General features: G+C 52.1%; 6 protein-coding genes. 3 read left to right on the plus strand and 3 right to left on the minus strand.

From position 1 onward, the window contains the following. Together ACS5NO_RS24175 and ACS5NO_RS24180 are read right to left on the minus strand one after the other, a co-directional pair. Positions 1 to 681, minus strand: a complete 681-nt coding sequence (locus ACS5NO_RS24175) for a DUF6989 domain-containing protein (RefSeq protein ID WP_439417510.1) — start codon at positions 679 to 681, stop codon at positions 1 to 3. Continuing rightward, entirely contained in the window at positions 678 to 2,414 is a 1,737-nt protein-coding gene (locus tag ACS5NO_RS24180) for a hydroxysqualene dehydroxylase (protein ID WP_439417511.1), read from the minus strand. The genes ACS5NO_RS24175 and ACS5NO_RS24180 overlap by 4 nt, the downstream gene beginning before the upstream one ends. 212 nt (positions 2,415 to 2,626) lie before the next feature. Here ACS5NO_RS24180 and ACS5NO_RS24185 point away from each other — a divergent pair, with 212 nt between their 5' ends. Then, positions 2,627 to 3,220: an HD domain-containing protein gene (locus tag ACS5NO_RS24185; RefSeq protein WP_439417512.1), complete on the plus strand. Its 594-nt coding sequence runs from the start codon at positions 2,627 to 2,629 to the stop codon at positions 3,218 to 3,220. On the opposite strand, the gene ACS5NO_RS24190 is transcribed toward ACS5NO_RS24185, so the two are convergent. Then, a complete protein-coding gene (locus tag ACS5NO_RS24190) occupies positions 3,201 to 6,446 on the minus strand; it encodes a cyclic nucleotide-binding domain-containing protein (RefSeq protein WP_439417513.1) in 3,246 nt (1,081 codons plus the stop codon). The two genes, ACS5NO_RS24185 and ACS5NO_RS24190, sit on opposite strands and share 20 nt — an antisense overlap. Before the next feature lie 87 nt (positions 6,447 to 6,533). Between ACS5NO_RS24190 and ACS5NO_RS24195 the strand changes: the two genes are divergently transcribed. Together ACS5NO_RS24195 and ACS5NO_RS24200 are read left to right on the plus strand one after the other, a co-directional pair. After that, on the plus strand, positions 6,534 to 9,983 hold the full coding sequence (locus ACS5NO_RS24195; protein WP_439417514.1) for a methylmalonyl-CoA mutase family protein: 3,450 nt from the start codon (positions 6,534 to 6,536) through the stop codon (positions 9,981 to 9,983). A 344-nt stretch (positions 9,984 to 10,327) separates the two neighbouring features. After that, complete coding sequence (locus ACS5NO_RS24200; RefSeq protein ID WP_439417724.1) at positions 10,328 to 13,003, plus strand: MGH1-like glycoside hydrolase domain-containing protein; 2,676 nt, start codon at positions 10,328 to 10,330, stop codon at positions 13,001 to 13,003. Positions 13,004 to 13,279: the final 276 nt, after the last annotated feature.

A 13,279-nucleotide genomic window follows, 5' to 3' on the forward strand; every position in this document is an offset into this window, starting at 1 on the left:
TTACCGAAACAAGTAGTAACAAATCACGTAGGCCAGCCAGATCCAGGCACCCTGAGCCAGCCCCAGGCCAATGGCATCAGACCAGCCCGATCGGTTGTTGATTCGCCGGAAAAAAACCGGCAACAACGTGCAGATGACACCCTCTCCCACGATAATGTATAACGGAGCACTTCCAATCATCTGGCAATGTACATAATACCACCAGCCCGCATCTTTAGCCCAGTGTTCCATGAGCGGAATGATCGACAAACCCAGCAAGGCTGCTGCCAAAACCGCCAGTCCCATCGGCTTCCAGGTGCTGATGAGCCAGCCCAGATAACCGATCTGAACCAGAATAACGGCCCAGGCAAACGGCATGTACAGCGGTGATCGGATGAGCATGGGTTCATTGTTTGGGTAAATCAACGTCCCCGTTGCATCCACCAGCCACCAGTCTGCCAGCAGTTCGCCAACGCCCGCAATCAGACCGAAGAGCAGCAGTTTCCGCAGAAACAGATCGTGATAGAACCAGGCAAACAAAACCAGAACCGCGTAGGTACCATAGGCCAGCCAGGCCGCCGACTGCCAGCCCAGTTGATAGCGGTCGCTGACGATGCCGATGCCCAGTACCAGGCCCAGCGTTAGCAGAATGAAATAGGTTCGGATGCGTTGGTGATGTCGGGTAACCGGTAGCGAAATCATAGAAAAGGTCGTTTGACCACGACTTTCATTTTTTGAAAAATAGCGTTTGCGGTGGCCACCGTCTGCACGGTTTTGGGCACGTCGGAATGCCATTTCAACCCTTTCCGGTACCGGATTTTATCGAGCCACCGGAATGGTAACAACAGGAACGGTTCGTGCAAATCCCAGAGTGTACACAACGGAGCGTTTGAACCGGAACGCTTGATGATGTTGTTGACGGCCCGCCGGGCGGCTTCGTTGGCCCCCTCCATCGAAGCCAGATCGGTGAAGGTTTTAACGTAGTCGGAAGCCAGAAACAGATTGGGAATTTCGGTATAAGAATTGGGGCGCAAATCCCAGGTATTCGTCAAGTTCACCAATAGTTTTTCGGTATTCTGCACTGCGATGCCATTTTTTTCGACGATATCCGAATCGATGTAATACGTCACCAAACGGTCATCGTGCAGGAGAACCTTTCCCTCGACGTTGAAACTTTTCTTCAATTGGGCCCAGACTTCGTCTTTAATTTCGGCGAAGGTGCATTGCTGAGCGGTTTTGCCGTACAGAATCCCCGGTGTTTCCCAGTCCGAGACATCGACCGACAAAACGGTTTTCACCGTGCCGTCGCCATAACCGCTGACCTCGAAATCGCCCCAGAACTGGAGCTGGGAAATCGCCGTCAGCGCCCAGGGTGTATCGACGCAGATGATATGGCCGTCGATGATGTCCACCTGATCGGATAAATAAAACTGAATCCCGTTCATCCAGTCGACGTTGTTGGCCAGCGTTCGGATATTATCCAGGCAAGCATCCTTGTACAGCATGTTCTCGTTCACGAGCGGAGCCATCGCTTCGACCGGCATGGCCGAAATGTAGTAATCGCCCTGAACGGTTTTCCGATTACCATCTGCATCCTCAACAACGACGCCCGTGATGGTCTTTTTGTCGCAAAGAAATTCAACGGTCTCCTGCCCTTTTTCGTAGTATACCCCTCTTTGCACGAGGTAATCATACCATGGATTGAGCCACACGTCATTGGTCGGGCCGTTGAGAACGCGGTCGACCTGAATTTCCGGATTCAGCAAATCGAACACGAGTTGAATCAGAATATCGCCCCCGGTTTTCGTACTGGCTTTGCGGGCTTTTGCGGCCACCAACGTCCGGGTCAACCCGTTCACAAACAGGGCTTTATAAGCATCGCTATGATCGTCTGCTTCCGTAAACTCCCACCAGCCAATGCTTTCGTAGTCGTCCAGCCGACGGGTTTTACAACTCGTCATGAGTTGCCAGAGCTTGTGCGCCATCAGCTTCGACTCGCCCGGTTTCAGGCCCGTATGGGTCTTGAAGATGTCATCGTAGATCACTTCCAGATCAGCGAGCGAGGTTGGAAATTTGCTCAGGGCGATGATGGGCGCCTGATCGAACCGGGCCATCATCATTTTGTTGCTCTGCACCAGGTTATCAAACACCCCCCGCTTGTTGGCTTTCCCGGTTTTCGGGTTTTTGAAGGGAATCCGCTTCATGGTGTCGGTAATGTGCCGGTAGAATCCGGGAAAAAACCGGAAACCGTGTTCGCCGGGAAGCGGCAGTCGCCCCCCGCTGGCACTGCCGGGGACATTCACGCTACGGGCCTTTCCGCCCACATAGTCGGGTTTCTTTTCATATACTTCAACCGCAAATCCCCGTTCGATCAATTCATGGGCCGCACTCATACCGGCTACTCCTCCGCCGAGAATAACTACCTTTGGACTCATAGCTTTACAATAATTTGGGTTTAGGGAAAGCGGGTAGTATATAAATTGGAAAAAAACCAATTTATACTTAAAATAGGTCCTCCGCAATAAGATAATTAAAATATTACCGTTTGCCTACTAATAGTCACTTGTAATGAATATTCAGACAGATGTTGACAACCGTACCAATTTGTAGTACGTTTGATTTATCACCCGTTATTAGCCTGTATTCGATGAATCTGCGGAAAGCCGAGGAGTTTATCCTTGCTAAATTGAAGCGCGATCTTTCGCCCACCCTGTATTACCACGGTCTTCATCATACCCTGGATGTGGTTGATGCGGTTTCTAAACTGGCACAGGCAGAGGATGTTACCGACACGGAATCGCTGACGTTATTGCGAACGGCCGCGCTCTACCATGACTGCGGTTTTATCACCACCTACCAGGGCCACGAGGCTGAAGGGTGCCGCTACGCGCGCGAAACACTCCCGCAGTTTGGCTACCTTCCCGAGCAAATCGAGCAGATTTGCGGCATGATTATGGCAACCAAAATACCACAAAATCCGCAGAATCTGTTCGAGGAAATTCTATGTGATGCGGATCTGGATTACCTGGGCCGTGCGGACTTCGACCCGATTGCCAGCTCGCTTTTTGAAGAATTGAAAGAGCGAAATTTTATTCGCGACGAAGCCGCCTGGAACCGGATTCAGGTCAGTTTTCTGGAAAGCCACCACTACTGGACCAAAACCGCTACGGCTTTACGGCAGGTCAACAAGCAGGAACGATTGAGCAACTTGAAAGAAATTGTCAGCCATTATTCGGTATGACCGACATGGTTTGAATTTTCTCATTTTGCAACCGGATTCGTTGACACAGAATGCGCATCATGTTCCGCAGCACTTCCTCACGTTCTTCCATGAGGTCGTAAAAATCTTCGTGGTCGATCCGGAACAGCAGCACATCGGAAGCTACAACCGCCGAGGCTGATCTCGGTTCGGTGTCGAGCAAAGCCAGTTCACCGAACACATCGCCCCTTCCGAATTGCGCCAACCGCTGCTGGCGGTCAAAAATATCGACCGTTCCCGAATAAATCACGAACATACAGTTCCCGATATCGCCTTTCTGAAAAATCGTCTGACCATCCTGGTACGTGACTTCTTTCATGATAGGCGCTATCGTACTCAAAATATTTTCTGGCGTATCGGCAAAGAGACGGGTATTTTTCAAAACAATAACCCGCTCAAAATCAGAAATGTGGGCTTCTGTTGGTTTCATGTGTTGACTTGCTAACGTAGGATGATCGGCCAGCAATCGCTGGTACCATTCGGGGTGATTTTCCTTCACAACCTGCAAAACGCCATCGGCGCTTTCCCGCAGCAATTGAATCGGATGGTTGATATACAAACCCAACAAACGGGTGTTTGCCAGCGAGCGTGAGGTCCACCGTCGCAGGGCGACACTGATCGTCCAGGCAGAAAACATGGTTTCTCCCTGGTGCAAAATGTAGGTTAACAAGGGCTCCTGCGAATGAAAAGGCTCCAGTTGCGCATCGACCAGGCGGACTTTTTCGGCCACCGGCACATCGTCGAGCAGGGCCTGTAGGCACTGGTATACTACCCGGGGAATCAGATTGTCGAGCATCTCCAGCGCATTCGCCCGTCGTTCCCGCGAGGCATGGTCAATTCCCGTCCGAACGCTGGCAATCACGTCGCGATCGTACAGTTGCATGAGCAGAAAGAAAATCCGCTGCAAGAGCAGACCGATTTCATAATCAAGACAAGCCAGCAGTTCTTTGTCATTTTTGTGGAGACTTCCGTGGAGCAACCGTTGCGCCAGTTTCAGTTCTTCCTGTAAAACCGGGTAGTATATTTCCGATTTGGTAGCGACGCTTTCCAGATGACTCAACGCCCGCAAAGCGGCCAGCCGAACCGTCAAGTCGGGTTTACCGACGAGGGTAGTCAATACGTGATGGCTTTCAGGAACTTTGATTTTTGCACAAACTGACGCGATCCGGCGAATCAGCAGGGTGTCGGATGACGCCAGAACGGCCTCTTCCAGAAACGGAACAGCCGCCGTTTGCATATCGCTCAGGCTGCGGGCAGCGGTTCGCCAGTAGAGTTTGTCGGACAACAGGTTGACGAGTTGGCGGGTCAAACCGGCATTTTGCATGACGCCAGCCGTTCGAATGGCGGCATTAACGATGGCGGAATCGCTGCTTTTTAAGGAAGTGGTAACCAGGTCGCTGCGCTGTTGCAGTTGAAGCCCCCGGATGACCTCCAAAACCGCCATTCGGTCGGCCGGATCGTTCGATGTACTCAACTGATCCAGACTTTCGGTAGCTGGTTTCGTATACGGGCGGTTTTTCCAACTTCCCAGAATGGCACCTTTGCGGATCGTCAACTCCGGGTGGTGCAGCAAATCCGCTACCGCTTTCGCATCGGCTTTGGGCAATCCCGCGTATAACCGACTGGCCAACGCCCGGATTACCGGTTCGGGATCGTGAATAGCCAGACGGTAAACAAGCGGGGCGTCAACGGGAAATTTCAAGTCGATAAATGATTCCAGCGCAAACCGGCGAACCGGTAATTCGGCATGATTGAGGAGCATTACCGATGCATCCGACAGTTTTTCCGGGTGGTGCGTTTTCAGCCAGTTCATGGCGTTGATGACTTCCTCGACCCGCGCGCTTTCCAGATTCGTCAGCACCAGATTCAACACCTCTTCGGGTGCGGCCAGTTCGTTCGTTTCCAGGAACCGCCGGCTCAAAGCCGACTTCAGTTCGTTCAGGTAGTTCTGATACGTCCGTCGGAGCAGCAGGAAAGCGACCAGCGTTCCGATGCCCATCCAGACAAACAGCACCCATTCGTTCAATTCCGGATAGGCATGAAACGCGTAGATCATGACCCCGGCCAGGGCCATCCCGAGCGGTTCGTAATACCCTTTGACGAGCGTGTGGCCGTGCAAGCGTTGCTGGGTTGTCAGCGGCTGGAAAAGCACCAGAAAAACCGGATCGAACAACGAACGGCGCATGACTTCGAACGTCAGATAGAGCGCACAGTAGTACAATAGCCAGGTCGGTTCACTCACATCCAGCACCCAGACAATCCAGAATACGATTACGCCCACCAGGGCGGTTATCGGCAATAATTGCAGCGAACGCCGAATACCGAGTCGGTCGAGCGCCTGTCCCGAGATGATCACCTTCACGACCATAGCGATCAAGTACGTCAGCGCCAGGACCTTACTCAGGTATTGCAGCAACGAGGTGGTCGAGTGAATTTTGTATTTGACGTTGATAAAAAAAGCATATTCCACGCTGGCGGCAACCGTAGCCACCGCCACCAGACTCAAACACATCGAGGTAATCAGACGGCTGTTGCCGAATAAATGCTCGACAATCAGCGACTGATTGGGTTGACGAACCCGCGAAGAACCGTGCGTTGCGTGAACATCGTGGGAATGATAGGTGAGCCGCAGGATGTAGATGGCCGCCAGAAAGGAGCCGAAAGCCACAATCAGCAGGAAAAACATGTCGGTATGGGCGTGAACCAGGGCAGCCAGAATGGCACCCATTGCTTTGGCGGGCATATCACCCGAACTGATGACACTGAACAACCGCTTGCTTTGCCGGACATCGAACACCACCGCCGAAACGCCCCAGAACTCCAGATTCGTGAGCAGATAGATCATCCGGAAACCGACCATGATGGCAATGGACGACCACACAGAATGCCCCGCCAGAACGAGCACATCGATGATGAATGTCAGGATGATAACCGCCCACAGAACCCGGACGGCCAGCGTTCTAAGGGCCAGAAGATGCTCGTAATGTGCGTACAATTTCCCGACAATCATCATCGCAATCGCGGAACCGATGTAGGCGATAGGCAGACTGGTTTCGGGGTGATTTTCAAGCAAAATGACGTTCGCCGAAACGTAAACCAGGATCGTCCCAATGCCGAGAAAAAAGTTGTGTAAGAAAAATAACCAGACTGTTCGAACTTCATGATGGCGTACACCAATCGAACGGTAGAACTTTTGAGCTGGCGACATGCCGGTTTTAAAACTTGCTAATGATAATCAATAATACTGCTTTTCCGCCATTCTGCCTACTTTTACACGACAATTTGCAATTTGATCATGGTATCGCAACAATCCAATAAACCATACCAGCCCCGGAACCCCATACGCATCGTTACGGCGGCTTCTTTGTTCGACGGCCACGATGCCGCCATCAACCTCATGCGCCGGATCATGCAGGCATCCGGTGCCGAAGTGATCCATTTGGGTCACAACCGGTCGGTGGCCGAGATCGTCGACTGCGCCATTCAGGAGGATGTGCAGGGCATTGCCGTTACGTCGTACCAGGGTGGACATGTCGAATTTTTCAAGTATATGGTGGATTTACTTCGGGAACGAAAAGCAACTCATATAAAGGTATTTGGCGGTGGCGGTGGCACCATTTTACCCGCCGAAATAGACGAGTTGCACCACTACGGCGTTACCCGATTGTATTCCCCGGACGATGGGCGAACGATGGGGTTGCAGGGCATGATAAACGACTTGCTGCAACATTGTGACCACCCGACCGGAACGGCCGACCACCTGGCAAAGCTGAACGGTCAACTGGCTTCACTCGCCCAAACCAAAGATGTGAACCTGATCGGGGAATTGATTTCAGTGGCGGAAAATGAACCAGCATCCTACGAAAAAATCGACCGGTCGTTTCCACAAACCGATCGCGGTTTTGTCCCGGTTTTGGGGATTACCGGAACCGGTGGCGCGGGTAAATCGTCTTTGGTCGATGAACTCGTTCGGCGGTTTCTGCTGACGATTCCCGACAAAACCATCGCCATTATTTCCGTCGATCCATCGAAACGCAAAACCGGGGGTGCCTTGCTGGGCGACCGCATCCGGATGAATGCGATTCATCCCGATCTGGCGGCTGGCCGGGTGTATATGCGTTCCCTGGCGACCCGGCAGGCCAATCTGGCGCTCAGTAAACACGTTCAGGATGCGATTGAAATCTGCCAGCGGGCTCAATTTGACCTGATCATCATCGAAACCTCCGGCATCGGGCAGTCGGATACGGAAATCACCGAGCACTCGGACGTCAGTCTGTATGTCATGACGTCTGAATACGGCGCAGCCACCCAACTGGAAAAAATTGACATGCTCGATTTTGCCGACGTCATCGCCATCAATAAGTTCGACAAACGCGGGTCGTTGGACGCGATGCGGGATGTTCGCAAACAATACCGCCGAAATCACGCAGTTACCGATCCCGGCATTTGGGAACTCCCGGACGATGAACTTCCCATTTTTGGAACGATTGCTTCCCAGTTCAACGATGCCGGCATGAATGCCCTGTTCTCGAAACTGCTGCATCTCGTTCAGCAAAAAACCGGGGCTCATTTCCTGCATCAGGTCGTCACCAACCAACTTTCTACCCCGCCCTCGGCCATCATTCCGGCAGAACGGGTTCGCTATCTGGCCGAAATTGTCGAAACCAGTGAGCAATATAATGCCTTTGTGAACGAGCAGGTGGCGATTGCCCGGAAGATGTATCAAATCGACGGGGTATTGAAAACCCTGTCTTCTGAGACCCTGTCAGGGTCTCAGACCGCTGACAGGGTTTCACCATCCCTCCAAGCCCTCTATGACGACTTCGAAAACCGCCTTCACCACAATTGCCGGCGACTCCTGGAATCCTGGCCGGATCTGAAGCAGAAATACCGGGCGGATACGTACCAGTATCAGGTTCGGGACAAAACGATTCACCAGAGCCTGTTTTCAACCTCCATGTCCGGTTTACGAATCCCGAAAATCAGTTTGCCGACCTACGAAGACTGGGGTGACGTTCTGCATTGGCTGCTGACCGAAAATGTGCCGGGCGAGTTTCCCTATGCCGCCGGAGTCTTCCCGTTGAAACGCGAAGGCGAGGACCCCGCGCGGATGTTTGCGGGCGAAGGAGGCCCGGAGCGGACGAACCGACGGTTTCACTACGTCTCGAAAGGCATGCCTGCAAAACGGCTTTCCACCGCGTTTGATTCGGTGACGCTCTACGGCGAAGACCCGGATTACCGCCCCGATATTTACGGCAAAATCGGCAACTCTGGCGTCAACATCTGCACCCTGGACGACGCCAAAAAGCTCTACAGCGGTTTTAACCTCTGCGATCCGGCCACGTCGGTTTCGATGACCATCAACGGCCCTGCTCCCATGCTGCTCGGTTTTTTTCTGAATGCCGCCATCGACCAGCAGTGTGAGTTGTATTTGCGACAAACCGCCCCCCAGCCTCCTGAAGGGGGAGTGGAAACCGTCGGAGCAAACTCCCCCTTCAGGGGGCCGGGGAGTAAAGTCGCTTATCAGGGCGAATTACCGGACGGCAATACGGGGTTGGGATTGATGCTGCTGGGCACCACGGGCGATCAGGTTCTGCCGAAAGAGGTGTATGAAAAAATCAAAGCGGACACGCTGCGGCAGGTGCGGGGAACGGTTCAAGCGGACATTCTGAAAGAAGATCAGGCGCAAAATACCTGCATTTTTTCGACGGAATTTGCCCTGCGGATGATGGGTGACATCCAGCAATATTTCACCGACCAACAGGTGCGCAACTTTTATTCCGTCTCCATCTCGGGTTACCACATTGCCGAAGCCGGTGCCAATCCGATCTCTCAATTGGCTTTTACGCTCTCCAACGGGTTTACATTCGTGGAATACTACCTCGCCCGGGGCATGAAAATCGATGATTTTGCACCCAATCTGTCGTTCTTTTTTTCCAACGGCATGGACCCTGAATATTCGGTGCTGGGCCGCGTGGCCCGTCGCATCTGGGCGAAAGCGATGAAATACAAATACAAAGGCAACGAGCGTTCACAAAAGCTGAAATACCACATTCAGACTTCCGGCCGGAGTTTACATGCCCAGGAGATTGCGTTCAACGACATCCGCACCACCTTGCAGGCCCTGAGCGCGTTGTCGGACAATTGCAATTCCCTGCACACCAACGCCTACGACGAAGCCATCACGACGCCCACCGAGGAAAGCGTTCGGCGGGCGATGGCCATTCAGTTGATCATCAACAAAGAATTTGGCCTTTCCCGACACGAAAACCCCTTGCAGGGCTCTTTCAGCATGGAAGAACTCACGGATTTGGTTGAACAGGCGGTTTTGAACGAATTTCGCAGTCTGAATGAACGTGGTGGCGTGTTGGGAGCGATGGAGCGCATGTACCAACGCAGCAAAATTCAGGACGAGTCGATGGTGTATGAAATGCAGAAACACAGCGGCAAACTCCCCATCATCGGCGTCAATACGTTTCTGGACCCCAACGGTTCGCCCACCCGCATTCCGCAGGAAGTCATCCGCTCGACCGACAACGAGAAACGGTACGCCATCGAATCCCGGAAAGCCTTTCAGGAACGGAATCGCGAAGCGGCCAATGTAGTTTTGAAACAGGTACAACAAACCGCATTGGCCAACGGCAACATCTTCGAAGCCCTGATGGAAGCCACCAAAGTTTGCTCGCTGGGCCAACTGTCCCGGGCGTTGTATGAAGTGGGCGGCCAATACCGCCGGAACATGTAAAAAGCGCAACCGTTACCTGGTTGAAACCGGAAAAAAACATTTACCAACTGGTGTAGAGATTGGCGCGAAAAATGCAAAGGCTCGGTAAATGTATCAAAAATCCGCACCGTCTTTTGTCTGACAATCCACTTTTCCTCTAGCCTATAATTAATAAAACATCAACTGTTGATGCGTTTTTTTGGAGAAAGGAATAAAAAATAATGGTCTACCAATGACACCATTATTGGATGAGAATACTAATTTAAGGCGATCAATGACTTCATGGCAGTGTCATCGTTGACCTGATTTATCTGAATTTGCCGCAACACTGTACTTGAAGCTTCACAATGGGATACAACCTCAAGATGGAAAACAGCATCGAACGCGAACGCATTTATACCCGCGCCGATAACAAAGGGTGGAAGAAATGGGGTCCATATCTGTCTGAACGCTCCTGGGGCACGGTTCGCGAGGATTATAGCGTCCACGGCAATGCCTGGGGTTTTATCACCCACGACATGGCACGCTCCCGGGCCTATCGCTGGGGTGAGGACGGAATTGGTGGGCTTTCCGACAACAAGGGTCACGTTTGTTTTGCCCTGGCTTTCTGGAATCATACGGATAGCATCATCAAGGAACGGCTTTTTGGTTTGACCGGCCCGGAAGGAAACCACGGCGAGGATGTGAAGGAGATGTACTATTACCTGGATAGTACGCCCACCCATTCTTACATGAAAATGCTGTACAAGTATCCCCAGCAAGCGTTTCCGTATTCCCGGCTGGTGGATGAGGCTCGTCGCCGAAACCGTCTGGAACCCGAATTCGAGCTGGTCGATACTGGTATTTTTGACGATAACCAGTATTTCGACATTTTCATTGAATACGCCAAAAATGACGAAAATGACATTCTAATCAAAATTACCGCCCACAACCGGTATACAGAGGCTGCAAAACTCACAATGCTGCCCACACTCTGGTTCCGCAATACCTGGTCGTGGGGTTATGAGCAGTATGCTTACAAGCCCATTCTGAACGGCATTGCCACCACCCAGATTGCAGTCGATCACAAACTCCTGGGAAAGTATAAACTGTATTGCGAAGACGCCGACGAGCTGCTGTTCTGCGAAAATGAAACCAATACGGAGCGGCTCTACGGCATTCCCAACGACTCCCTGTTTTGCAAAGACGGCGTCAACGATTACATTGTTTCGGGCGATAAAAAATACGTCAATCCAAATCAGATCGGCTCGAAAGCTTCGGCCCGGTATGTCCGAACGGTTCCGGCCGGCGAGTCCGTCACCATTCGGCTGCGATTTAGTCAGGATACCCATAAAAGCCAGCCTTTCGCTGATTATGACGCCATTTTTGAACAACGGGTTCAGGAAGCGGACGATTTTTACGATCAACTGCAAGCCAATGTGACCGACCCGGAATTGCGAATTATTCAGCGGCAGGCCTACGCGGGCATGTTGTGGAACAAGCAGTTCTATTATTATAACGTGAACGAGTGGCTGAAAGGCGACCCAAAAATGCCCACGCCGTTTCATGGGCGGGCCTACCAGCGCAACTCCGGCTGGCGGCACATGTATACCGCCAACATCCTGTCGATGCCCGATAAATGGGAATATCCGTGGTTTGCCGCCTGGGATCTGGCCTTTCACACCCTGACGCTGGCGCGACTCGATCCGCATTTTGCCAAACGCCAACTGGCGGTTATCCTGCGGGAGTATTACATGCACCCGAATGGGCAAATTCCGGCGTACGAGTGGAATTTCGGCGATGTGAACCCGCCCGTTCATGCCTGGGCGACGTGGAAAGTCTACGAGATCGACCGTGACATGAACGGCAAGGGCGATATCAACTTTCTGGAACGCGTATTTCACAAACTGCTGCTCAACTTCACGTGGTGGGTAAACCGGAAAGATGTCAGCGGCAACAGCGTGTTCGGGGGGGGCTTCCTCGGCCTCGACAACATTGGGGTGTTCGACCGCAGCCAACCCTTGCCGATGGGTGGCCACATCGAACAGGCTGACGGAACGGGCTGGATGGCCATGTATACGCTGAACATGCTGCGGATTGCCTGCGAAATTGCGCTGACCCGGCCGACGTACCAGGACATGGCCTCCAAGTTTTTCGAGCACTTCCTGCACATTGCGGCTGCCATGAAAAACCTGGGCGGACAGGGCATCAGCCTGTGGGACGAAGACGATCAGTTTTATTATGATGTGCTGCACACGCCCGACAACGCGAGTATGCTGTTGAAAATCCGCTCGATGGTGGGCCTGATTCCGCTCTTTGCCGTCGAAATTCTGGATGATGACTTGCTGGAAAAACTGCCGGATTTCAAACGACGGGTCGAGTGGGTGCTAACCAACCGCCCGGATCTGGCGTCGATGATTTCGCGCTGGCACGAACCGGGCAAGGGCGCTACCCACCTGCTTTCGCTGCTTCGGGGTCACCGGATGAAAATGCTGCTCAAACGGATGTTCGATGAAACCGAGTTCCTGTCTGATTATGGCATCCGGGCGTTGTCGAAATACCACGGAGAAAAACCGTATGAATTCAACCTGAACGGCGAGATTTTCTCCGTAAAATACGTTCCGAACGAATCGGAAACGAGTCTGTTTGGTGGTAATTCCAACTGGCGGGGGCCGATCTGGTTTCCGGTTAATTACCTGCTGATCGACTCCCTGCTGAAATTTTACAACTACTACGGCGACGATTTCGAGATCGAATACCCGACCAATTCCGGTCAGGTCATGAGCATCAAGGAAGCGACGGTGCTGGTGGCCGAACGTCTGGTCAACATTTTCCGGCGCGACGAAACCGGCAAAATACCGGCTTACAATGGCTACAAAAAATACCAGGATGATCCGTATTTCAGGGATATGCACCTGTTTTTTGAATATTTCCACGGCGATAACGGCAGCGGCCTCGGCGCCAACCACCAAACCGGCTGGACCGGGCTGGTGGCAGACCTGATCGAATTCCTGTATCAACACCGGCTTCAGAAAGAACCGGTTCATGCCAAAGTATTGTAACATACGTAAAAAGCCGGCATCGAACCGGCTTTTTACGTTTAGTAGCGAACGGTATTTCTACCGGTCTTTCCTTTTTGATTACAATTTAATACGTACATATAAGCACAAATTCAATTTGTATTAATTGGGGTTACCGGCTCAGTATCCTCCCAAAATTCAGTTTTGTGATTCGCTTACTTTAACGTTTTCCAGCGCTGTTTATTCGTCCATATACTCACAAAAGCAGACCGGCAACTCACTTTCTTTGGCTCGTATAATCAAAAATTGTATCTTCAC

Source organism: Larkinella fluvii (assembly GCF_051857545.1).
Taxonomy (GTDB): domain Bacteria; phylum Bacteroidota; class Bacteroidia; order Cytophagales; family Spirosomataceae; genus Larkinella.

Bases quoted from the DNA above. Each gene is read 5' to 3' on its own strand.
- ACS5NO_RS24175 (WP_439417510.1), bottom strand. From the start codon at position 681: ATGATTTCGCTACCGGTTACCCGACATCACCAACGCATCCGAACCTAT.
- ACS5NO_RS24180 (WP_439417511.1), bottom strand. From the start codon at position 2,414: ATGAGTCCAAAGGTAGTTATTCTCGGCGGAGGAGTAGCCGGTATGAGT.
- ACS5NO_RS24185 (WP_439417512.1), top strand. From the start codon at position 2,627: ATGAATCTGCGGAAAGCCGAGGAGTTTATCCTTGCTAAATTGAAGCGC.
- ACS5NO_RS24190 (WP_439417513.1), bottom strand. From the start codon at position 6,446: ATGTCGCCAGCTCAAAAGTTCTACCGTTCGATTGGTGTACGCCATCAT.
- ACS5NO_RS24195 (WP_439417514.1), top strand. From the start codon at position 6,534: ATGGTATCGCAACAATCCAATAAACCATACCAGCCCCGGAACCCCATA.
- ACS5NO_RS24200 (WP_439417724.1), top strand. From the start codon at position 10,328: ATGGAAAACAGCATCGAACGCGAACGCATTTATACCCGCGCCGATAAC.